General features: G+C 41.7%; 24 protein-coding genes. 13 read left to right on the top strand and 11 right to left on the bottom strand.

The window, feature by feature from the left end; translation table 11 throughout:
* Positions 1–9: 9 nt before the first annotated feature.
* Positions 10–1,542, bottom strand: coding sequence for a cysteine--tRNA ligase (cysS, locus tag V7K46_RS22230; protein ID WP_335116889.1), 1,533 nt, complete (start codon positions 1,540–1,542; stop codon positions 10–12).
* Between the two features lie 136 nt (positions 1,543–1,678).
* Between cysS and V7K46_RS22225 the strand changes: the two genes are divergently transcribed.
* Positions 1,679–2,794 (top strand): CobW family GTP-binding protein, encoded by a 1,116-nt coding sequence (locus V7K46_RS22225; protein ID WP_335116887.1) that lies wholly within the window; start codon positions 1,679–1,681, stop codon positions 2,792–2,794.
* Between the two features lie 201 nt (positions 2,795–2,995).
* On the opposite strand, the gene V7K46_RS22220 is transcribed toward V7K46_RS22225, so the two are convergent.
* Positions 2,996–3,739 (bottom strand): Rpn family recombination-promoting nuclease/putative transposase, encoded by a 744-nt coding sequence (locus V7K46_RS22220; RefSeq protein WP_335116885.1) that lies wholly within the window; start codon positions 3,737–3,739, stop codon positions 2,996–2,998.
* Between the two features lie 127 nt (positions 3,740–3,866).
* Between V7K46_RS22220 and dtd the strand changes: the two genes are divergently transcribed.
* The 4 genes from dtd to V7K46_RS22200 all read left to right on the top strand — a co-directional run bounded on the left by dtd (position 3,867) and on the right by V7K46_RS22200 (position 7,241).
* Positions 3,867–4,319 carry a D-aminoacyl-tRNA deacylase gene (dtd, locus tag V7K46_RS22215; protein WP_335116883.1) on the top strand — a complete coding sequence of 151 codons (453 nt, stop codon included), beginning with the start codon at positions 3,867–3,869 and terminating at the stop codon, positions 4,317–4,319.
* 105 nt (positions 4,320–4,424) lie between these two features.
* Positions 4,425–4,766: a photosystem II reaction center protein Psb28 gene (gene psb28 / locus V7K46_RS22210; protein ID WP_335116881.1), complete on the top strand. Its 342-nt coding sequence runs from the start codon at positions 4,425–4,427 to the stop codon at positions 4,764–4,766.
* Between the two features lie 93 nt (positions 4,767–4,859).
* On the top strand, positions 4,860–5,372 hold the full coding sequence (locus V7K46_RS22205) for a MogA/MoaB family molybdenum cofactor biosynthesis protein (protein WP_335116879.1): 513 nt from the start codon (positions 4,860–4,862) through the stop codon (positions 5,370–5,372).
* Positions 5,373–5,483: 111 nt separating this feature from the next.
* On the top strand, positions 5,484–7,241 hold the full coding sequence (locus V7K46_RS22200) for a diguanylate cyclase (RefSeq protein WP_335116877.1): 1,758 nt from the start codon (positions 5,484–5,486) through the stop codon (positions 7,239–7,241).
* Between the two features lie 389 nt (positions 7,242–7,630).
* Here the strand turns inward: V7K46_RS22200 and mraY are convergent, their stop codons facing one another.
* Both mraY and V7K46_RS22190 read right to left on the bottom strand, forming a co-directional pair.
* Positions 7,631–8,734 carry a phospho-N-acetylmuramoyl-pentapeptide-transferase gene (gene mraY, locus V7K46_RS22195; RefSeq protein ID WP_335116875.1) on the bottom strand — a complete coding sequence of 368 codons (1,104 nt, stop codon included), beginning with the start codon at positions 8,732–8,734 and terminating at the stop codon, positions 7,631–7,633.
* A gap of 79 nt (positions 8,735–8,813) precedes the next feature.
* Positions 8,814–9,050, bottom strand: coding sequence for a DUF3134 domain-containing protein (locus V7K46_RS22190; protein WP_335116873.1), 237 nt, complete (start codon positions 9,048–9,050; stop codon positions 8,814–8,816).
* A 242-nt stretch (positions 9,051–9,292) separates the two neighbouring features.
* Here V7K46_RS22190 and V7K46_RS22185 point away from each other — a divergent pair, with 242 nt between their 5' ends.
* The 4 genes from V7K46_RS22185 (at position 9,293) to V7K46_RS22170 (ending at position 11,851) form a co-directional block, all read left to right on the top strand.
* Positions 9,293–9,877, top strand: a complete 585-nt coding sequence (locus V7K46_RS22185) for a PAP/fibrillin family protein (RefSeq protein ID WP_335116871.1) — start codon at positions 9,293–9,295, stop codon at positions 9,875–9,877.
* 322 nt (positions 9,878–10,199) lie between these two features.
* Positions 10,200–10,415 (top strand): photosystem I reaction center subunit IV, encoded by a 216-nt coding sequence (locus V7K46_RS22180; RefSeq protein ID WP_100899784.1) that lies wholly within the window; start codon positions 10,200–10,202, stop codon positions 10,413–10,415.
* Between the two features lie 252 nt (positions 10,416–10,667).
* Positions 10,668–11,564 (top strand): DNA-formamidopyrimidine glycosylase, encoded by an 897-nt coding sequence (locus V7K46_RS22175; RefSeq protein ID WP_335116869.1) that lies wholly within the window; start codon positions 10,668–10,670, stop codon positions 11,562–11,564.
* Between the two features lie 71 nt (positions 11,565–11,635).
* The gene (locus V7K46_RS22170; protein ID WP_298918180.1) at positions 11,636–11,851 is read left to right on the top strand and encodes an NAD(P)H-quinone oxidoreductase subunit O; all 216 of its coding nucleotides are present in this window, start codon (positions 11,636–11,638) and stop codon (positions 11,849–11,851) included.
* Between the two features lie 316 nt (positions 11,852–12,167).
* Here V7K46_RS22170 and V7K46_RS22165 read toward each other — a convergent pair whose 3' ends face one another.
* Both V7K46_RS22165 and V7K46_RS22160 read right to left on the bottom strand, forming a co-directional pair.
* Positions 12,168–12,500 (bottom strand): translation initiation factor, encoded by a 333-nt coding sequence (locus V7K46_RS22165; RefSeq protein WP_335116867.1) that lies wholly within the window; start codon positions 12,498–12,500, stop codon positions 12,168–12,170.
* A gap of 94 nt (positions 12,501–12,594) precedes the next feature.
* Entirely contained in the window at positions 12,595–13,089 is a 495-nt protein-coding gene (locus V7K46_RS22160; protein ID WP_335116865.1) for a hypothetical protein, read from the bottom strand.
* A gap of 452 nt (positions 13,090–13,541) precedes the next feature.
* Here V7K46_RS22160 and V7K46_RS22155 point away from each other — a divergent pair, with 452 nt between their 5' ends.
* The 4 genes from V7K46_RS22155 (at position 13,542) to V7K46_RS22140 (ending at position 17,677) form a co-directional block, all read left to right on the top strand.
* Positions 13,542–14,240, top strand: coding sequence for a hypothetical protein (locus V7K46_RS22155; protein WP_335116863.1), 699 nt, complete (start codon positions 13,542–13,544; stop codon positions 14,238–14,240).
* A 63-nt stretch (positions 14,241–14,303) separates the two neighbouring features.
* Entirely contained in the window at positions 14,304–15,233 is a 930-nt protein-coding gene (locus V7K46_RS22150; RefSeq protein ID WP_335116861.1) for a P-loop NTPase fold protein, read from the top strand.
* Positions 15,234–15,461: 228 nt separating this feature from the next.
* Positions 15,462–16,211, top strand: a complete 750-nt coding sequence (locus V7K46_RS22145) for a hypothetical protein (protein WP_335116859.1) — start codon at positions 15,462–15,464, stop codon at positions 16,209–16,211.
* Complete coding sequence (locus tag V7K46_RS22140) at positions 16,208–17,677, top strand: DUF1802 family protein (protein WP_335116857.1); 1,470 nt, start codon at positions 16,208–16,210, stop codon at positions 17,675–17,677. Before V7K46_RS22145 ends, V7K46_RS22140 begins: the two co-directional genes overlap by 4 nt.
* A gap of 119 nt (positions 17,678–17,796) precedes the next feature.
* On the opposite strand, the gene V7K46_RS22135 is transcribed toward V7K46_RS22140, so the two are convergent.
* The 5 genes from V7K46_RS22135 to V7K46_RS22115 all read right to left on the bottom strand — a co-directional run bounded on the left by V7K46_RS22135 (position 17,797) and on the right by V7K46_RS22115 (position 20,898).
* Positions 17,797–18,159 carry an aspartyl protease gene (locus tag V7K46_RS22135; RefSeq protein WP_335116855.1) on the bottom strand — a complete coding sequence of 121 codons (363 nt, stop codon included), beginning with the start codon at positions 18,157–18,159 and terminating at the stop codon, positions 17,797–17,799.
* Entirely contained in the window at positions 18,156–18,473 is a 318-nt protein-coding gene (locus tag V7K46_RS22130) for a hypothetical protein (protein WP_335116853.1), read from the bottom strand. Before V7K46_RS22130 ends, V7K46_RS22135 begins: the two co-directional genes overlap by 4 nt.
* Positions 18,474–18,683: 210 nt before the next feature.
* The gene (locus V7K46_RS22125; protein ID WP_335116851.1) at positions 18,684–20,270 is read right to left on the bottom strand and encodes a glucose-6-phosphate isomerase; all 1,587 of its coding nucleotides are present in this window, start codon (positions 20,268–20,270) and stop codon (positions 18,684–18,686) included.
* Between the two features lie 111 nt (positions 20,271–20,381).
* A complete protein-coding gene (locus tag V7K46_RS22120) occupies positions 20,382–20,639 on the bottom strand; it encodes a cytotoxic translational repressor of toxin-antitoxin stability system (protein WP_273763768.1) in 258 nt (85 codons plus the stop codon).
* A 61-nt stretch (positions 20,640–20,700) separates the two neighbouring features.
* On the bottom strand, positions 20,701–20,898 hold the full coding sequence (locus V7K46_RS22115) for a hypothetical protein (RefSeq protein ID WP_273763769.1): 198 nt from the start codon (positions 20,896–20,898) through the stop codon (positions 20,701–20,703).
* Positions 20,899–21,186: the final 288 nt, after the last annotated feature.

Raw genomic sequence — 21,186 nt, 5'->3', positions numbered from 1 at the left:
ATTTTGAATTTAATTATTCCGGTGCCAGCGTGTGCCATCACGACTATCAATTAGCGTAATCCCTTCTGCTTGAAGTTCGTCACGAATGCGATCGCTTTCGGCAAAATTCTTGCCTTGACGTGCTTCTTGCCTTTGCTGAATTCGCACCTCAATTTCCGCATCGCTTAAACCATCATTCACAGGCGTTTCCACTTCTGGGTTGGCTTCTAAACCCAACACTCCAGCCAATGTCACAAGTGTTTGCCATTCCTGAAGTAATTCATCTGCTGGTAGCTTTGTTTTCCCTTCATGTATCAGGATATTTCCTTCACCAATTAGTTCCTTAGCCACGAAAAATAGCCATGCTAATCCACCAGGGAAATTAAAGTCTTTGTTGAGAGCTTCGCAAAAACCTTCAGCGCTGGTGTGGAGATTGGAATTCATTTTCGTATCCAATGGCCAACCAAGTTGTTCAGCGTGTCCCTTAAAGAGTTGACCGTTGGGACGAAGTACGGGGTTACTTACTGTATCCAATGGCCAACCCAGTTCCTTACCATACTTGTAGCCAAACAATAACCCTTCTTTAAGGGTGTGCCAACCGTTGGTTGCTGCGGTGATCGCTTCATCGCTAAAATCAATTGGTGTACGATATTGAGCAGTCAGCACAAACAACCGCACTGCCATCGGGTCAACTCCTCGATCCAGCAATTCTCGAATAGTGGTGAAGTTGCCCAAAGATTTGGACATTTTTTCACCATCTACTGTCACCATGCCGTTATGCAACCAGTAACGCGCTAGGGGTTTTCCTGTGACAGCCTCAGATTGGGCAATTTCATTCTCGTGGTGGGGAAAAATTAAGTCAGCACCACCAGCATGAATATCTATGGTATCACCCAAGCGATCGCGTACCATTGCCGAGCATTCTATATGCCACCCAGGACGACCTGCGCCCCAAGGTGATTCCCAAGCAGGTTCTCCTGGTTTTGCTGCCTTCCATAAAACAAAATCAAAGGGGTCTTTCTTTTTCTGGTATTCTGGATCTTCTACGTTGACGCGCTCACTTTTCCCGGCTTGCATATCTTCTAACTTGCGTCCAGAAAGCTTGCCATACTCAGCAAACTGTCGTACTGGATAATACACATCGCCGTCAGCAGGGTAGGCAAAGCCCTTATTTTCCAATTCATGAATTAACCGCAAAATGCCATTCATCGTGTGAGTAGCACGGGGATACTCATCAGCTTCTCTGATCCCTAGCCGCGCCATATCCTCAAAATATGCTTTGATAAAGCGATCGGCTACAACTTCCATTGATGAATGTTCAACACAAGCTCGATTCAGAATCTTGTCATCAATATCAGTAAAATTTTGGATATATCGGACTTCATAGCCGATAAACTGGAGGTATCGGCGGATTACATCCCAAACAATGCAAGCTCTCGCATGACCCAAATGGCAGTAGTCGTACACCGTCACGCCGCAGTAATACATCTTAACCTTGCCTGGTTCGACTGTTTCAAACGGTTCTTGACGACGGGTGAGGGTATTGTAAAGGGTTAGGGTCATAACAGAGTAATGCTGAAATAAGAAGATACGTAATAATAGGGTAAGGCAGCTGGGATGACAGTCCAGCATCCCTATGTTAGTGTTTTCTGGACTATCTGCGCTACATTACTACTTTTGACTATTTGACAACAGCGCTATGCAATCAGCAGTTACACCCGAATCTTCGGCAATGGATACGCCCAAACAAGGAATGCCAGTAACAATTATTACGGGTTTTCTCGGTAGTGGCAAGACGACTTTACTTAATCATATCCTCAACAACCAACAGGGTTTGAAAACCGCTGTTCTGGTGAATGAATTTGGCGAAATTGGCATCGACAACGAGCTAATTGTTTCCACTGGTGAGAACATGGTGGAGCTAAATAATGGTTGTATCTGCTGCACTATTAATAATGATTTGGTAGATGCAGTTTACAAAGTTTTAGAACGCCAAGAAAATCTAGATTATCTAGTAGTGGAAACAACTGGATTGGCAGATCCGCTACCAGTAGCTTTAACATTTCTTGGTACAGAATTGCGGGATTTAACCCGCTTGGATTCGATTATTACCGTAGTAGACGCGGCGAATTACAGCCTAGATTTATTTAACTCTGAGGCGGCATACAGCCAGATTGCATATGGCGATGTAATTGTGCTGAACAAGACAGATTTAGTTGATGAAGCCACTTTGAATGAGTTAGAAAGAAAAATTAACGAAGTTAAGGAAGGAGCGAGAATTATCCGCTCCACGCGATCGCAAGTGCCACTTCCTTTAATTCTGAGTGTTGGTCTATTTGAGTCTGATAAATATTTTGACACACTGGTAGATGACCACGACCATCACGACCATGATCATCACGCTCATGATGATCATGACCACTCAACATGCGGTCACGATCATCACGATCATGACCATGACCATCACGAGCATCACCATCATTCTGACCATTTAGAAAATGATGGTTTTACTTCCATATCTTTCCAAAGTGACAAGCCTTTTTCTATTAGGAAGTTTCAGTATTTCTTAGATAACCAGCTACCCTCAAATATCTTCCGAGCGAAGGGGATTATGTGGTTTGATGAAAGTCCGAAGCGTCATATTTTCCACCTTTGCGGTAAACGCTTCACCTTAGATGATGATGAATGGCAAGGTCAATTGAAAAACCAGCTAGTGTTAATTGGTCAAAATTTGGATCGTGAGGCTTTAATTACTCAACTCGAAAACTGTATTTGTCTACCTTCAACCTCTCGCGGTAAAGGCTTTAGAAAATAAAAGTTAGGAGTGAGGAGAGACGCGATTAATCGCGTCTGTACGTTTATTCGTACTCGTTCCCAGGTTCCACCTGGGAATGGATTTTTAATGGCTCCGCCATCGATTTTGAGCAATGAAAATGAGAGAATAGCGTAGGCATAGCCCGTCGTAGACATCGCTTCCTCACTCTCCTGCATTACTAACTTCTTCACTTACCAACTGCTATACCTGTTCCACGGATAACCCCGTCACTTTCGCCACTATTTCCACCGAGATTCCCTCTTTGAGCGAATTCATCGCTACACGCCGCACTTCTTGGGCACGACCTTCAGCTAAACCTTCAGCAAGGATAGCTTGATAAGTTACTGACTCTTGCATAAGTTCCCTCCGCAGCAATTGTTGAATTATCTCTTTCTCTAATACTAGCCCAGCCAAAATGAACGTTGAGGCTGCAATATTGTTCTGGATACGTTGATCAGTAATTTCTGAAATTTCCTGAGCAACTTGTTGTAACGTAGCAGTGCGGTTATTTGTCTGAGTTAACACCGCAAATGGTAATAATCCTGGATGCTCCAAAAATACACTTGTTGGTTGCTCCCAAAGGCGAATTACCTCAAACCTATGAAAGGTTTCTTCCAAAGTAAATGTGGTTTGCTGCACAAATTCTGAATTTGTTTGTTGCAGATAAATCACTATCTGGCGCATTCGCTTACTTTTAAAGCGGCGATACACTCGCAACCGATAATCAATCATCCGAAAGGGAATATCAGCTTTCGGTTGGGTTTGGAATTCCAAATGCAGCACAACTTCATCGGATTGGAGCAATATCAGCGCATCGGCGCGGATTGGTTCAAGAGAAAGCTCAGAAGGACTTAACTCAGTCAGAGTGATAGATTCTCCTAACAACCAAGTGGCGAAGTCACTGGAGAAAGTTTCAGCAAGAAACTTACAAACGTTATCGAACATTAAGAGATTTTATCAGGTGGTAGGCGCTCATTGTTTCTATATTTAGTTTGCGGTTTAAGAATGCGTAGGCGTAGCCCCTCGTAGACATTGCTCTAAAATTGAAACGTTGATCAACGTTTAGATTAAAATGCGCGTTGTTATCCAGCGAGTTAAATCATCTCAAGTTACAGTTAATGATGAAATTGTCGGCAAAATTGGGCGGGGGCTAAATTTACTTGTGGGTATTGCCAATACCGATACTGATACTGAAATCGACTGGATGGTGCGTAAGTGCTTGGAATTGCGGCTGTTTCCTGACCAAGAAGGAGACGACCGTTGGCAAAAATCTGTACAAGAAATTGGCGGCGATTTGTTAGTAGTCAGTCAGTTTACGCTTTACGGGGACTGTTGCAAAGGTCGCCGTCCTTCTTTTGACCGTTCAGCCGCTCCCCAATCAGCAGAAGATTTGTATAATCGTTTCGTTATCAAGTTAAGAGCTAGCGGTTTGCAGGTGGAAACAGGTCAATTTGGTGCAATGATGCAAGTTACAATTGAAAACGATGGCCCCGTAACTTTGTTACTTGAAAAAGAAGCAGTTTAAGTATATACACTAAAAAGAGGAATAACAGTAGCCTGTAGACCGTGGTGTTCTAATTGATGAGAGAATATTAAATTAACCATCACAAAAGTTTAAATTCACTGAATCATGGCGAAAATCCAGTTTTCTAAAGGTCTTGACGAAGAAGTAACTCCAGAGGTGCGCCTGACGCGATCACGCAGTGGCGGAAGTGGTACAGCGACGTTTATTTTTACTAATCCGAAGATTTTAGATCAAAATAGCACCGAAGACATTACCGGGATGTACTTGATTGACGAAGAAGGGGAGATAATTACCCGTGAAGTTAAGGGTAAGTTTGTCAACGGAAAACCAGAAGCATTAGAAGCAGTTTATGTGATGAAATCTGCCCAAGAATGGGATCGCTTCATGCGCTTCATGGAACGGTATGCTGAGGAAAACGATCTTGGACTCAGCAAAGCTGAAAAATAGGGTATTGGGCATTGGGCATAGGTAATTTTTTCATGTCCAATGCGCCATTCTCTGTGCCCAATTGCCCATTATCAAAAGTTAAAAGTTTAATCTATGACACAACAACCCCATCCAGATTCGCTTGGAATTATGGTAACTTGTGCTGTGGTTACTATCAGCGATACACGCACTTTGGAAACAGACAAAAGTGGTCAGCTAATTCAGCAATTACTCCTTGATGCTAACCATGCTGTAGGAGCCTACACAATTATCAAAGATGAACCAACACAAATTCAAGGACAGATAGAAAGTCTGGCTAAAAGCTCAAATTTGGATGCTGTAATTTTCAATGGTGGTACAGGTATTGCATCAAGAGATACCACCTACGATGCCATTGAGAAATTACTAGAGAAAACCTTACCAGGATTTGGTGAGTTATTTCGTTTTTTAAGTTATCAAGAAATTGGTTCGCGGGCGATCGCTTCTCGCGCTGTTGCTGGTGTTTATCAAGATAAATTAATCTTTTCGCTTCCTGGTTCCAGTAATGCTGTGCGATTGGCGATGGAAAAATTGATTTTGCCCGAACTCGTTCACTTAGTAAGTCAGATTTGTAAGGGGGTGAAATGAGCAGCAGTTCACACGAACGACGCATTAATCTCATCCTTTCTATACATGGATCTTGAAGCTACCCAGAGATAATTATAGTTAAACAAATAAGATGTTAATTTCAGGGTAGCAATGGAGTTTATTTACTGGAATTGCATGATTGCTCACGGCATCACTGCATTTTCATACTTTGGCATCCCTACAGTAATAGGGTTTTTCTTTGCCAAAACTAAGGCTACTATCCCTTCTAAATTTTGGCTAGCCTTTTTATTATCAGGTGGATTCGTACTATTTTGCGGATTTCATCACCTTTTGGCGGTCTTTGAGCCACATCAAAAAGTGTCTTTACTGCACTTAGGTGTACTTGATCTAATGGCGTTTATTTCCTTGTCTGCTTTACTTTACCTGATGCCAACCGCTTATCAAATTGTAGAGGCGATCGCCAGATATCAAGAAGATACCCGCGAACTTCAATGCAGGCAGCAGATACAACAGCTATTTCTAGATCAGGGTCCGTTTGGGGCTTATATCAAAGATGAGCAATCTAGAGTGCTTTACTACAACCAGGAACTACAGTCTAGATTTTCGCTATATCCACAAGAATGGATGGGGAAAACGAATAGTGAATTCTTCCCAGATCCACAAGAGGGGCGGCAGATAATGGAAAACGATCAAATCGTTTTGAAGACTCTACGCCCCTTGAAGCTGATTGAAGAGGTAAAGATGCCTGGTAATGATCAGCCGTGCTACTGGCTATCGTTTAAGTTTCCATTTAACGATTATGCAACGGGCGCTTGGCGCATCGGTGGGATCAGTATCGATATTACAGAATCCATAGAAACACAGCGATCGCTCACTGAACTAAATCGGCAGCTAGAAGAAAAAAAACTGGAATTAGAGGCAAAAAAACGGCAACTTATATATCTCTCAGATATGGCGGATATGCTTTATTCCTGCGAGTCTGAAGATGAGGTATATCAAGTGGTCGCTTTAACCTGTTCCCAGCTGTTTCCTAATATGAGTGGTTGTATCAATATAATTGCTAATTCCAAAAATTATCTTCAGATGAATCGTACTTGGGGAACTGAAAGAAGCAGTAAAGAAGTATTTTCACTATCTGATTGTTGGGCATTACGGAGAGGGAAATTAAACCTTTTCTCACCTTCACTTGGTAATGGAGAACTGATATGCAACCACTTAATACCGCCTGTTAGCGGCGCACATTTATGTGTTCCATTCTATGGACAAAACGAAGTAATTGGCATTTTACACGTCCATGCCCTTGAAGAAATCAGTCCAGAATCTCAGCAACTTGCTGAGATTATTGCTAGAATCTTAGGCTTTGCACTGAATAATCTATTGATCAAACAACGTCTAACCTATGATAACTTGCGGGATGGGATGACCCAACTATTCAAGCAAAGCTATATGCAAACCATAACGGAACAGAGGCTAGCGGAAGCTAATCGATCAGGACAACCTCTTAGTGTTATTTTCCTTGATATCGATAACTTCAAATCTTACAACTCGCGCTATGGGCATGTGACTGCCAACATTGTTCTCCAGGAATTAGCAAAGCTGCTGTTAAAATCTATTCGCTCCTTTGACATTGCTTGTAGATGGGGTGGTGAAGAATTTGTGATTGTGATGCCTAATATGACACTGGAAACGCTCAGGAAGCGAGTAGAACAACTAAGGGTAGATGTTGAACAAATGCAATTGAAGGACGGCGATCAGATCCTCAAAAGCATCACCGCTTCTTTTGGAATAGCTGTATCAGAACCAGGGATTACGGTTAAGGATTTTCTGAATCGGGCAAATCAAGCGATGCTTGAGGCAAAGCTAACAGGAAAGAATCGGGTTATGGAGTATGTAAATACCTATAATTAATAATTTAAAATACCACAAACGGTGGAATGGGCTACCCTTCAGTCGGCATCAAGCGTCAATCAATTTTAGATTTTAGATTTTAGATTTTAGATTTTAAATTGATCCCAGTAATCAAATCACTTGCTTGTCAAAAAATGTTTGGATAATGGAAAAATAGAATTATTCTCGCGTTTAAATTCGCAAGTCTCGAACATGCATTAAATAATGGAACGCAAGAATCTTCTCTACCAGAGGCTTTGCCAACAATTTCATTTTCCAAAATTTAAATATCGTAAATTCGGTCAGACTTTCCAGCATAGAAATCAGAAACTCATAAATTTTCCGTATAAAAAAAACTCCCTGAAGATGTGGGAGTTGTAATTTTGTATTCGAGCAGTTTTTCAAACGATTCAGAATGGAGCGATTGCAAAGCAGATAGCAGCCAATATAGCAGCGATGACATAAAATACTCCAACCACTTGCAATTCTGACCAGCCAGTCAGTTCTAAATGATGGTGTAGGGGTGCCATTTTGAAAAGGCGCTTGCCTTTGCCATCAGGGCCCTTAGTGGCTTTGTAATAACTTACCTGTGCCATCACAGAAAGAGTTTCTACGAAGAAGATACCACTGAGAATGAATAGAGCTACTAAGGTGTTTGTCAATAGCCCTACAGCAGCTAAAGCTCCTCCCAGTGCTAAAGAACCAGTATCTCCCATGAAAACGCGGGCTGGGTTACGATTATGGGCTAAGAAACCTAAACACCCACCACTTAAAGCAGCACAGAAAACCATCAACCCAGGTGCTGTAGGTGCAATCAGGGCACCTAATGCCAAAAGTGCGATCGCTACTGTTCCTGCCGCCAAGCCATCAATACCATCTGTTAAATTAGTCGCATTACTTTCTGCAACTAGTACAAAACCTGCTAATGGCCAAAATAGGAATCCTAAGGGTAGTGTGAAGCTCACCCAAGGCAAAGCAATATTTGTAATATTAGAAGGTTGATTATACATCAGCCATAGACAAAACACTGCGGCAAAACTTACCTGCAAAGTCAGTTTAAGTTGGGGAGATATACCTTTATTTGACTTCCGGCGCAGAATTTGCCAATCGTCGAGCCAGCCAACCAATCCGTAGCTGACTGTCAATGTCGAAACTGCAAGCACATCTGTAGCAAAGTTAGACAATACGCAGGCAATTATCACACTTACAGGTATAAAAAATATACCTCCCATTGTTGGGGTGCCTGCTTTTTTTAGATGGGCTTGGGGCCCATCTTCGCGAATTATTTGTCCAGTTTTGAGTGCTTGAAGTAGGGGTATTACCCAATAGCCCACGACACCTGAACCCAGCGCACACAAAAGTAATGGCAAGGTCAACGACATACTTTGCCAGGGTAGCCGATTGGCCATTGAATCCAAGCAAAATGCTGTTGTACCTAGCCCTATGGCTAATAAAGAAGCTAGAGCGATTCCAGAAATATTTAATCCTTGCTCAGGAGATAATTTAGCGTCCACAGAAGTTTCCCTTCACTCCACACTTATAAAACTGAATATCAGGAACTAGGGATACTACCAAGTCCCTAGCCTGAAAAGGCTAATCCTCGGCGATTCCTATATTGTCATCATCATCAAGGTCGTAGCCAATTCCATCTTCTACACCCATTAGGGAGTCTATTCCTTCTTCGTCATCTTGAAAATCCGGTTCGTGAACGTCACGCGTTATGATCCGACCATTGGTTTGCAACCAGTCCAACAAAGAGGACTCTTGCTTTAAGGGGATGACATCGGCTCGTTGGTTACGAGGGTCTTCACGTAACGGAGAGTTCAACATATCGAAGAGGACAAGAAAAGGTATACGTAAGTTGACATTTAGAGTCTATCACTTGACACGGATTAATTTAGTTATCTTTTCAACCCTTTAGTTGAGAAATCCGCATTCCGATAGAAATTTTTTATTTAATAGGCATATGGCTTAAGTCATGCGATTATTAGTAACTTTTATGGCTCTACACATAGGTCATGAATATCTTGTTTATGCTGATGGAAACTGAGTGATTTTAGAGGTGACAGGCGATGATGGCAAAAGCGGCTCTTATAGATGCGATCGCACTTACTGATCGCGGTTTATTGGCGACCCAAGCACAGAAACAGACTATCCTAGCTGCGATCGCCAATTTAGAAGACTTTAATCCTACACCCCGTCCGGTGGAAGCTAGTAATTTGCTAAATGGCGATTGGCGATTACTATACACCACTAGCAAGGCTCTTTTAAACTTAGATCGTTTACCTTTTTGCAAACTGGGTCAAATCTATCAGTGTATCCGGGTAGATACTGCGAGTGTTTACAACATAGCTGAGATTTCTGGCTTCCCTTATTTGTCAGGATTAGTCAGCGTAGCTGCTAAATTTGAGCCAGTTTCAGATCGGCGTGTCCAAGTGAAATTTGAGCGGTCTATTATCGGCTTACAACGTTTAATAGAATACAATTCTCCGGTAACTTTTATCCAACAAATTGAAGCAGGTAGAAAATTTCCGGCGATTGATGTTGCAATCAAAAGTGATCAACAGCAAGGCTGGTTAGATATCACTTATATAGATAACGATCTGCGGATCGGCAGAGGTAACGAGGGCAGCGTGTTCGTATTGAGTAAAACATAAGTTTGTGCAAAGATCCTGTTGCGAACGAAGGTACGCTATAATGTGTACCTTGTCAAGTAGGGTATTATACCATTTCAAATTTGGGATGTGACAGAGGAGTGAAAGCGGGGAAGCAGTTCTTGCTGGGAGCAGAGAGGAAAGAGGTAATTTTAATTCTCACCCTTGCACCCTACCCCCTGCCCTTCTGCCTCTTGTCCCCCATGCCCAATGCCCAATTCAGACAAATAACTTAACAAAGACTCTTGCTGCGACCTTCAGGTTGTAGAGTGAAATCAATTAGCCCTCTAGATTGGCGTATTGATAACTAAAAGGGAAAATAATCATGGTTCAACGTGGTTCTAAAGTACGTATTCTCCGCCCTGAATCCTACTGGTTTCAGGATCTAGGAACTGTGGCTTCCATAGACCAAAGCGGCATAAAATACCCTGTAATTGTCCGCTTTGACAAGGTCAATTACGCTGGTATCAATACCAACAACTTTGCCCAGGATGAATTAGTTGAGGTTGAAGCACCAAAGGCTAAAGCACCTAAAAAATAGCAGCAAAGCTACAAGGGGCTTGTTTGATGCGATGATGAAGGGAAATCTGAAGTATGAAGTCTGAAGTGTGAAACTTTGAGTTTATTCATCCTTCATCCTAGCCTACCCTAATCTTTGAGAAGCCGCCCTGCGGGTATTTAGGGTTTCTCTTTGGTAGTACTACGAGCCACTTACGGCTGTGTAAGTTACTACCCCATCTTTTCTTCCTTGATCTCTCAAGTACATCAAAATTGCCTGCTTAACTCAGCTTGAATGCCTGAACTGCCTGAAGTTGAAACAGTCCGAAGGGGTCTAAATCAATTGACCCTCAACCAAGAAATCACGGGGGGAGATGTGTTGCTCGATCGCACCATCGCCTACCCGTTTTCTGTTGGTGAGTTTGTTGATGGAATTAAAAAGAATGCGTACCCCGGAGGGGTTGGCGCAGCCATCGCTACTTGGCATCGTCGTGGTAAATATCTCCTCGCCGAACTCGCTCCCTCATCCTCTTCCCCTTCCTCAATCGGTTGGCTAGGGGTTCATCTGCGAATGACTGGTCAACTACTATGGCTGCATCGAGATGAACCATTACATAAGCACACGCGGGTGAGATTATTCTTTGGGGAGCAGCAGGAATTGCGTTTTGTTGATCAGCGTACCTTCGGGAAAATTTGGTGGGTTCCGCCTGGTGTTGCTGTAGAAAGTATTATAACTGGTTTGGCAAAACTGGCAGCAGACCCATTTTCGCCTGAATTTACTGTCGAATATCTAGCTCTCAAACTCAAAAACCGCCGCCGTCCGATTAAGACTGCGTTACTCGATCAATCGGTGGTGGCGGGATTAGGTAACATTTATGCCGATGAAGCATTGTTTAAGAGCGGAATTTTACCTGAAACCTTGTGTATAGATTTGCAGCTAAAGCAAATTGAGCGTTTGCGAACAGCTATAATTCAAGTTTTAGAAACCAGTATTGAAGCTGGTGGTACGACTTTTAGTAATTTCTTAAGTGTTAAGGGTGTCAACGGTAACTATGGTGGTGTTGCCTGGGTTTATAACCGCGCTGGAGAACCCTGTCGAGTTTGTGGCACACCAATTCAACGGATTAGGCTAGCTGGGCGTTCTAGTCACTTTTGCCTACAGTGTCAAACACTACGGGGAGTTAGGAGTTAGGAGTTTTACTTCTAACTCCTAATTCTCTTAAAATGCAGATGAAACAAGTTACAAATTTGAGAGGGGAATTCATGGCAATTAAAAAAGGAGATATGGTTCGCGCTATCCGCGAGAAACTGGAAAACAGTCTGGAAGCAAAAGCCAGTGATACTCGGTTTCCTTCTTATTTGTTTGAAACCAAGGGCGAAATTGTAGATGTCAAGGGTGATTACGCCCTGATTAAGTTTGGGAAAGTGCCAACACCTAATATTTGGTTACGCGTGGATCAACTCGAAGAGTTTAAATAATTAAACGCCTTGAGACTGAAGTCTTTACAGTTAGCCATATCCCGCCCTGTACTGAAGTAGGGCGGCTCAGGTTATTTAATAATGTTTTAAATGTGAGATTGTTTGACTTTTTCGCAACCTCAAAATCACAGCAAAAACAAAAGGCAGTAGGTTCAAATCCCGCTGCCTTATTTGTTAGCTATTCAAAAATTTATCACTTTTCACCGAATCTGAAAAACCTCACTTCCATACTTCTATTCCTCTCCCCTTTTAGGGAAAAGGCTTTGAATTCTCCCCATTTCCTACAAGGGTTGGGGCTGGGGGGTTAGGTTTGGCGTTAACGGCGGTAATCCTGATCTGCGGGGTCGCCATAGGGGTCTTCGCTGGCTGGGCTGACGTCACCAAACTCGCCTTGGTCTGCGGGGTCGCCATAAGGGTCTTCACTAGCTGGGCGAACATTGCCGTAAGACGAGATATCTGCGGGGTCGCCATAAGGGTCTTGACTGGCTGGAATAACGTTGCCGTAAGATGCCGCATCTGCGGGGTCGCCATAGGGGTCTTCGCTGGCTGGACGTACATTGCGATCGCGGAATTCGGCATCTTGGTCAACTTGATCGCCGTTCGATCCCAAAAGGAAATCTTTCGCCTTTCGCAAAAAGTCATCTACCATAATCTGTCTCCTGATTTTAGTTCGTGTTTCCGACGTGCGCGATCGGCGTTATCCTCCGGGAAACCCGCTTTATGATTTACACACGCTTCGCTATCTAGAGAGCCGGAGCTGCGGATGAACTGATGCCACTTAGATCGCGACCTGTAGTACTACCGTTATAGCCTTGGAATTGGCGATACTTTTGTGCCTCAGATTCCGGCACTCGAATTCCTTCTGATGGTGCAGTTACCCAATGAGGGCGATGTTCAGCATCACGGTAGTATACACGCCCATTCTTGGAAAGATAGTACTTACCTTGCGCTCCTTCTTGTGAAGCGTTCTTATGCTGGTTGTAGAGGTAATAAAGTCCTGCTGCTCCTGCCAAAAGCGCCACCTTCTGCCCTGTAGAGAAGCCCTTCTTAGCTTCAGGTTGGTTTCGATTGTTGCGATCGCTCACTGTTCTACCAACACTATCATCAACAGGTGGTGGCACAGAAGCATTTCGGGAACCGCCTCCGCAGCTACTCAGCAAGGGTACTGTGAGCAATGCCGAAAGTAGCACTGCAAATAGACGCGAAACTACTTTACGTTCTTTATATATTGTATTCATCGGATTTCGTCATCACCTGTATTTGCTAAAAGCCTTGCTGTTGCAAATACAAAGTTGGAATTCCTGTAATTTCGCCTGAAATTGAAAAAACATATACCACTCAATGTACAACTGCACAGCTACAGCATTCAACTATCATGCTCATCGATTTTCTGAAGTATTTCATCCTGCCTTTGAGAGAACCTGCATTCATCCTAAGGAAATATCTTTAGGACTTTCGCACAAGAGATCCCCTAACCTCCCTTAAAAAGTTGGGTTTTTGGTTCCCTCCTTTTTAAGGGGGGATCGAGGTTTCAGGTTTTCACTGCGTAAGTCCTGATCTTGTTGATTTTTTATTATTCTATTTACCCCAAATACGGAAATATTCAGCAATTTCTCGGTTATTTTTTCGTAATAAATAAATTCAAAAGATACAGCCACTTCGATAAATATTGTCAAAAAATACACTCAATATGACATCAAAAAATACAGTCCAAACTAGAACTCGTCTCCTTTTGGCTTTGTGGGATTTGGGAGGAACGCAGCAGGAAGTGAACAAACGTCAACTTCATGACCGAATTGTATCCAAAACAAAGAAGGTAGCAGATTATCATGACATATTCGAGGAATTACAGAATCAGGGTGCGATCGCAATCTCCAAAAAGGGATATTCTCTGACATCTGGCAAGGGTTTAGAGGTATTGGGTGAAGGTTTGAGAAGTTCTGATTTTAAATTTGAAGGGACGATTGTCGGAACTTGGGCGGCGAATGCTTTGGTGAAGTGGATTAATCAGATAGATGTTGCGGTAGTTGGTGCAGATGTACCAGTTAATGGGAAAAGTGCGTTAACGGAGCTTTCTGTTCGCGTAGCGTCTCGAAGAGAAGGAATCGCATCTTACGACGAGTTTAAATCAGTGGCGCTGGAAGTTTACGACAAGTTGAACCAAAACTACAACTTAGATGATTTAGTGCCAATTTATCGTATCAGGAGAGAAATAGGCGATCGGGTAAGTCGTGAAGATTTCAACACATGGCTGCTAGAAATTCAGGAGAAAGACATTTTGCAACTTCAGGGTGGAAGCATAGAAGATAGCGCCCCCGACAAGATTGAAGATTCCATTACTACTAAAGTCAGTGGATTACGCTGTTATGCTAAACGCCTCAATTTTTAAACTAAGTTACTCAGTTTTTTCCGGTTTTATTTCTTAGTCATTATTTTCAGCAGATGCACAATCATGAGTAATTCTTTCTCTTCATATTCAGATATCAACAAAGCCATTACAAATCATAACCCATTTGATAGATCATTAGTAGTCAGAAATCATGATATCTGGAACCAAGCTTTTCCTGATGTTCCTTCCATCAATGCTCATGCATCAAATGCTGTTTTTCAAGCAATAGAGCAAATTAGCACAGGAAAACGTTCAGTTATTGGTATAACTATCAAAGCTGAAAAAGGACTAGGAAAAAGTCACTTAATGAGTCGGATTTGTCACCATATTCAGGATAAAGGTGATAGTTTTTTTGTCTATATGAGCGAAGTTGATTATGGTGACTTAAACAAAATACATTCTAAATTTCTAAACACATTGACATCTAGTCTAAAACAGACTGGTAATCAAAGTGTAATGCAATGGCAAGAGATGGCCACTACTTTAGTCAATGAGGTATATAAGTCAAGCTACACTCCTCAAGAGTTAATGAAGCGATTTCCTGGAGTTTTAGCTCAACATCCCAAAATAGTTGATGCCTTGACTGCTAAAGTACTGAAACTTAAGTCAAATATTGAAAATCCTTATTTGATTCAGGCTATCTTATGGACACTTTCTTTAGATAAAGTTTCATTTGCGACTAATTGGCTTGGTGGCAGAGACTTAGCACAGTCACAAGCTGATTCTATGGGATTACCAAATACTAGTCAAGACGATAAAGAAGCTGAAGCATTCCAAACTGTATGCCAAATTCTCGACTTAATTGGTGATTATAGGACAATAGTCATCTGCTTTGATGAGTTAGAAAGCGTCAATTGTAATGAGCAGGGTTTTACAAGATCACAAGTTATTGCTTTGTTTGCAAAAGATATATATAGCAAAATTAAACGTGGAGTCTTAATTCTAGGTATGTTCGATGAAACTTGGACGCAACAAGTTAAAGTTGTACCATAAGCAGATTCGGTTATTGACAGAATTGGTGAAAAGACATTTGATTTAAGGTATCTTAATAGTGATGATGTAGTAACTCTTGTCTCCCACTGGCTGAAAGAGTTTTATGATATAAACAATTTAACTCCACCTCATCCTGTCTATCCTTTTGATGAAAATAATTTACGAGAGCTTGGTAAAGAAAAACCAATAGTTAGAAAGGTTTTACAGTGGTGTACAAATAATTGGAATTTGCCTGGTGGCCCACCGCCACCAGTAGATCGACTACATAAAATTGAAAAAGCTTTTAATAAAGAACTTGCAGCACTTGATAACACAATAGAAAATTACTTTGAAGACAGTAGTACCATAGCTAATGCTATACGTTTTTGTTTATTAACTCTGAGAGGCGAAACTGTAGAAAAAGTAAAAATAGATGAAGTTGAGGAAGTTATAGTCAAAAATGTAGACAAAGGCTACCTCAACTTTAGAATTATTGGTAAGGAAGATGGAAGAGTTGTCAAAATAGTAGTAGCAGTTATACAAGAATCTAGCAATAAATTTGTGAGTGCTGCCTTGAGAAGATTAATAGATTATAAAACCTTTGATATGACTCGTGGCTGCTTAGTTCGTGCTAAAGACGTGAAACCTAATACTAGAGGTAAAGAGTATTTAGATAAACTACTTTCTAAAAATTTAGGGGGAGAATTTGTAAAGCTTAGTATTGAGGATATTAAGCCTCTTTTAGCGATTTTATTTGTTAAGCAAGCTTGCAAAGATTATGAAGTAAGTGAAGGGGAAATTTTTCAGTTTATAGTAAAACAGAAAATTGCACTTGATAATTACTTAATACGTGAAATTTTAAGTGATCCATCTGGTCAAATTCCCAGTGGCTTAATAAATGAAGAATGTGTTGTTGAACCTCAGTCTATACAAAATCAAAATGTAACTAAAGAACTAGATGCTATACTTGATAATTTACTTGTTAAACTTGGTTTATGAGTAATCTAATTTTGCTCAATACTGCCTTATGTCTACCTGATCACGATGTTGAAGCTTTGCTACAAGGTCGAATAATTATAGCTCTACCCCGAACATTTATTCATCCGGGGCGTTCCTTTGCTCTCTATCCCTCTGCAACCTCAATCAACGTCTTACCCGATAAAGAATACTACAAGTCAAATTTATTGACGGTTACCCAGAAAGTTATTACTCCAATAAGTTCTAAAACAGTCTGGATTCAATCTTGGGGTAAGTGTGAACTATGCCAAATCCTAAATAACTTAGAATCGTTAAAAGCTTTGTCACAATTAAATATTTGGACAACAAAAGGATTACAAGAGATTTTGCTACAAAGGAAGCATATCTTTCTTGCTTATTTGCGTGTCTATTTGTTGTCTCAGCCAATTGAAATACCTGTGAATCTACAAAGCCAGTTTATAGGTTTACCTGATCCGTTGAAGGTATCTGTTGATTTACCAGTATTAACCGATCGCACCTTCGCCCAACGCAAACAGCAATTAGAAAAACTAGAACCCCCGCTGCATCCTGAATTAGAAGAATTGCAGAGTGCGATCGCATCCCTAACCATTAGCCAACCAGCAGCTAAACAATTAGACGACGATATCAAAATATTTCTGGGTTGGAGTAGTGACAAGCTAATTAAGCAACCCGATCCAAATTTAGCTTGGATAAATGATATTGCAAAATTGGGCGATCGCAGCATCGAACAAGATGAGAAAAAAAGCAACTATCAAGCTGGTACAGATTTTGAAAACATTGCACGTCAAAGTCTGGAGTTTTTAGGGTTTAAAGTTGAAAGTGCTTATAAAGGTGGTGCTGGAGGCTTAGATTTATATTGTTCAAAACCTTACCCTATTGTTTGTGAGTGTAAGGCGGGTAAGCTTATTCCAAGTCGTACTGTTGAGGAATTACTCAAACTTGGTGGGATGCACTTAGGTAAAACTCAACTATTAACTTCAGCTAAGTTAGTAATTGGCCCTGGTAACCCATCTACAGATACACTAAAAGCCGCTAAAGAATGGGAAGTAAGTATTATTAATGCTATGACTTTACAAAAGCTCGTTCAATTTCAAGCAAAATATCCAGGTGCTATTAACTTAGTTGAATTACAGAAATATCTAGAACCTGGGCAAATTGACTATAGAATTGATGAATATATTGATAAAGCTGAGAGAGAGATTAAGTTGCGATCGCAGATAATCACGGCAGTCAAAGAACTCTCTGAACAAGACAACGAAACTTCAAAAGCTACACATCCGAGTTTCACAGTTACAGAAATTCGTGTTCATTATAATGCTACTCATAATCCCAGACTAAATGATGAAGTAGTTCATAATTTAATGATTGAACTTTCCTCGCCCTTAACAGGCTATTTGGGGCGAATTAAAGGTAGTAATTGGAATAGCGATCGCTTTTACTTTCTCCGCGATTTACCCATTAACTAAAGATAGCAAAATATTTCTCTTTTCTTACCTCTGCGTTCTCTGCGCCTTTGCGGTTCGTTTCAAAATCACTGAAGTGCATAGCACTTCGACAAGCTCAGTGACCACCGTAGGCATCGCAGTTATCCCAAAGTTAATATACCAACCTGATAATTTACCACCAACGGCAGAATTTTTAGCCACTCTGAACCTAACAATACTTCCGTAATTTCATTCCCTGCATAAATAGGAATTTCATACTCTTGTTCGTTTAATATCAACTTTCCTGAATATATTTTAAACAATGTTTCACCCTGTGCAGTTCGCAAAGTTTCCTTACCAATATAAGACCAGTCTAGACTCTCTAAATCTTGTTTGTTAATAGCCAGAAAGCCTGTGAAACCAGTATCTAACATGGCATCCACAGGCAAATTTAATCCATCATCAGTTATTAACTCAATTTCAAAAAATAGTTGCCCCTTTCCCCCAAATTTACCCTGAATCATATTGTGCCGGTGGTTCCCATTTCATTTAGACAAAAAACACAGTGGTCAGTATTTGGGTATTTTTCAAGGGACTTTTTATGAGCTTGCATTTTATCTGCATCAATGAAGTAATCACCACTATCTGGCTCCACAGCAATATACCAGCCATAGTGTTCCTTAATCAAATCGGGACGCACATGCTCAAAAATTGCTCGACAACGCCGATAAAATACTTCATCTTCAGCTTTGCGTCTAGCAAGTTCTTCTGGTGGTAAAGTGCGCTCTGGAAAAATTCTACCTCGACGTGCAGGTTGTTTTGCAGTTGATTCAGTCATAACATTAATCCTACTTATTGATGCTGCCTTAACTTTATTTTATGGGAAGCAATAACGAGCGATCGCTTTTACTTTCTCCGCGATTTACCTATTAACCAAAAGTGAAGCATCCTAGACGGAAGATATATCTTCTATCTAGGATGCTTCACAATAAAAAATTGTTGCTGATACAACAATTATGGACAAAATGTGATATTAGGACTAGAGCTATCAGCTAGCAGAAACGGTCAAACTATCGGGTTTGTGAAGATCACCTTGCAAAACCACACCTCGCTGATTGGCATAGATATGACGCAAAATCTTGTAAATTGCCTCAACTTGATCTGATGCGCCTGCTTTGTTGGCGAGTTCGTCAAGAGAAATGGGAGTTTTTTCTTTTTCTAGGACTGCTACGACTCGTGTTTGCAAGTCGATAATGGTGGCGGCAGCTTTTTTGCCAGCTTCTACACCTGGTTGATGGTAGGCGTTGACGTTGACCAAACTAGCATATAAACCAACAGCACGCTCATACAAAGCAATTAATGCCCCAACAGTCCGGGGGTTAACTTGGGGAATGGTGACTGTAATCGAATCGCGGTGATTTTCATAAAGCGCTTGTCGGGTTCCTTGGAGAAAACCGGAAAGATAATCGCCTGATGTAACTCCTGGATCTATTTCAGTGGATGGGCCCTGACGATCTTCTAATACTTCGATGAAGGTAGCAAAGAAATTCGCCACACCCTCACGTAACTGCTGGACGTAAGCGTGTTGATCGGTTGAGCCTTTGTTGCCATAAACGGCGATGCCTTGATGGACAACATTGCCGTCTAAGTCTTTTTCCTTGCCCAAGGATTCCATCACCAGCTGTTGCAAATAGCGACTGAATAAAAATAAGCTGTCCTTGTAAGGTAGAACAACCATATCTTTTTCGCCCTTTCCATTGCCCGTAAAGTACCAAGACAAAGCAAGCAAGGCTGCTGGGTTATTTTTCACATCTGGGACGCGGGTAGCGTCATCCATTTCTTTTGCGCCATCTAGCATAGCGCGAACATCAATCCCCTGTAATGCCGCTGGTACTAGCCCCACAGCAGACATTTCTGAGGTGCGTCCTCCTACCCAGTCATACATGGGAAATCTAGCCAACCAACCTTCGTCTTCGGCCAGTTTATCGAGGTTGCTATCAACGCTGGTAATTGCTACCGCATATTGAGCAAATTCCAAATTGTGTCCAGCGTAGGCTTTTTTAACTTCAATCATGCCGTTGCGAGGTTCCGGCGTCCCTCCAGATTTGGAGATTACCAATACTAAAGTGCTGGCGAGGCTATTTCGCAGATGATTGAGAACGCTATCGATACCTGCCGGATCGTTGTTATCGATAAAGTGAAGTTTCAGGGGCGGGAAATCAGAAGCGAGGGCTTCAGCGACGAATTGGGGACCGAGAGCGGAACCACCAATTCCAATGGAGATAATATCCGTGAAGCGGCTTGCTCTGGGAGGATGAATAGCACCTGTTTGGACTTTTTCCGCAAAGGCTTCGATTTGTTCTAGGGTTTGGACAATTTCTTGTGTAAGTTCTGGAGCTGGCGCTAAATCAGGATTTCGCAGCCAGTAGTGTCCAACCATGCGCTTCTCGTCAGGATTTGCGATCGCACCCTTCTCGAGTTGAGCCATATCCGCAAACGCCTTGTCAAACTTCGGACGCAACGAATCCACGAAGGCATCATCGAAGCGTATCCGACTCACGTCTAAGTACAGTCCCAATCCCTCGTGGAAATATAACCAGTTTTGGTATCGTTGCCAAAGTGCCCTAGCATCCATAGGGAAATCTCAAATAAAGTGTTTTTCAAAACCAGTTTAATGTAAGGTTATAGCGATCCCTGCCTAGCCTTATACAGTTTACAGTTTTAAGTGTTCCCTTGACTCTTATCCTTAAACATCTGGCATAGGCATGACACGCAGAAATTTCACAATTTCACCCCTGATTTCTATACCAATCAGATAATTATCTAGGGTAAAGCGGTGAAAAATGCCTTCACTATCAAGGTGTCGTAGTTCTTTTAGATCACTCAGTTGCCACTTTTGGGCTAACTCAATAAAGACAAAATCATGCACCCGCTCGTAGGCGGCAGGTTCTAAATTCTTCAGGTCTAGCAAAAAAGACCTTGCATAGCGCATTTCTAGACTCACTAGGCGTTACCTTAACCAAAACTTGAGGGCTACTGGCACTAGAAAAGAAAGCGCTGCTGAATCAGAAAAACATCAACAGTCGTACCGCTTCTTCATGGGTTAAGATATCCCACGGTTGCTGCGATCGCTTAACTTGTTGTATCGCTTTGAGCATATAAAAGTCACAATGTAAACCTTCGAGAACGTCCCAAATGTCTTGCAAATCCTCATCGGCTAACTGCTCGATTAAGTGATGCATTCTCAGTCGCAGCAAATTCATACGTTAATTATTCCCTACAACCCAAGACCAACAATAAATAGTATTCCCACAAAATTAGCAAAGGTTAACGGCAATGTAGGACTATGCTCAAGCTACGCTAAAATTTATTCGCCAAGCGTTAAGGGCAGGGGAGCGTCCGCGAACTCAAAAGTTGAGCCTTTGAACCTGAACCTTAAGCCTTTGAACCTGAACTTTAAGCCTTTGAACCTGAACCTTAAGCCTTTGAACCTGAACCTTAAGCCTTTGAACCTGAACCTTAAGCCTTTGAACCTGAACCTTAAGCCTTTG

It is taken from the genome of Nostoc sp., assembly GCF_036917395.1.
Classification (GTDB): domain Bacteria; phylum Cyanobacteriota; class Cyanobacteriia; order Cyanobacteriales; family Nostocaceae; genus Nostoc.
Note: the sequence above shows the minus strand (reverse complement) of the source record. Positions and strands in the feature narration are given on the sequence as shown.

Coding starts and splice junctions, on each gene's coding strand:
- cysS (WP_335116889.1), bottom strand. CDS start 1,542: ATGACCCTAACCCTTTACAATACCCTCACCCGTCGTCAAGAACCGTTT.
- V7K46_RS22225 (WP_335116887.1), top strand. CDS start 1,679: ATGCAATCAGCAGTTACACCCGAATCTTCGGCAATGGATACGCCCAAA.
- V7K46_RS22220 (WP_335116885.1), bottom strand. CDS start 3,739: ATGTTCGATAACGTTTGTAAGTTTCTTGCTGAAACTTTCTCCAGTGAC.
- dtd (WP_335116883.1), top strand. CDS start 3,867: ATGCGCGTTGTTATCCAGCGAGTTAAATCATCTCAAGTTACAGTTAAT.
- psb28 (WP_335116881.1), top strand. CDS start 4,425: ATGGCGAAAATCCAGTTTTCTAAAGGTCTTGACGAAGAAGTAACTCCA.
- V7K46_RS22205 (WP_335116879.1), top strand. CDS start 4,860: ATGACACAACAACCCCATCCAGATTCGCTTGGAATTATGGTAACTTGT.
- V7K46_RS22200 (WP_335116877.1), top strand. CDS start 5,484: ATGGAGTTTATTTACTGGAATTGCATGATTGCTCACGGCATCACTGCA.
- V7K46_RS22190 (WP_335116873.1), bottom strand. CDS start 9,050: ATGTTGAACTCTCCGTTACGTGAAGACCCTCGTAACCAACGAGCCGAT.
- V7K46_RS22185 (WP_335116871.1), top strand. CDS start 9,293: ATGATGGCAAAAGCGGCTCTTATAGATGCGATCGCACTTACTGATCGC.
- V7K46_RS22180 (WP_100899784.1), top strand. CDS start 10,200: ATGGTTCAACGTGGTTCTAAAGTACGTATTCTCCGCCCTGAATCCTAC.
- V7K46_RS22175 (WP_335116869.1), top strand. CDS start 10,668: ATGCCTGAACTGCCTGAAGTTGAAACAGTCCGAAGGGGTCTAAATCAA.
- V7K46_RS22170 (WP_298918180.1), top strand. CDS start 11,636: ATGGCAATTAAAAAAGGAGATATGGTTCGCGCTATCCGCGAGAAACTG.
- V7K46_RS22165 (WP_335116867.1), bottom strand. CDS start 12,500: ATGGTAGATGACTTTTTGCGAAAGGCGAAAGATTTCCTTTTGGGATCG.
- V7K46_RS22160 (WP_335116865.1), bottom strand. CDS start 13,089: ATGAATACAATATATAAAGAACGTAAAGTAGTTTCGCGTCTATTTGCA.
- V7K46_RS22155 (WP_335116863.1), top strand. CDS start 13,542: ATGACATCAAAAAATACAGTCCAAACTAGAACTCGTCTCCTTTTGGCT.
- V7K46_RS22150 (WP_335116861.1), top strand. CDS start 14,304: ATGAGTAATTCTTTCTCTTCATATTCAGATATCAACAAAGCCATTACA.
- V7K46_RS22140 (WP_335116857.1), top strand. CDS start 16,208: ATGAGTAATCTAATTTTGCTCAATACTGCCTTATGTCTACCTGATCAC.
- V7K46_RS22135 (WP_335116855.1), bottom strand. CDS start 18,159: ATGATTCAGGGTAAATTTGGGGGAAAGGGGCAACTATTTTTTGAAATT.
- V7K46_RS22130 (WP_335116853.1), bottom strand. CDS start 18,473: ATGACTGAATCAACTGCAAAACAACCTGCACGTCGAGGTAGAATTTTT.
- V7K46_RS22125 (WP_335116851.1), bottom strand. CDS start 20,270: ATGGATGCTAGGGCACTTTGGCAACGATACCAAAACTGGTTATATTTC.
- V7K46_RS22115 (WP_273763769.1), bottom strand. CDS start 20,898: ATGAATTTGCTGCGACTGAGAATGCATCACTTAATCGAGCAGTTAGCC.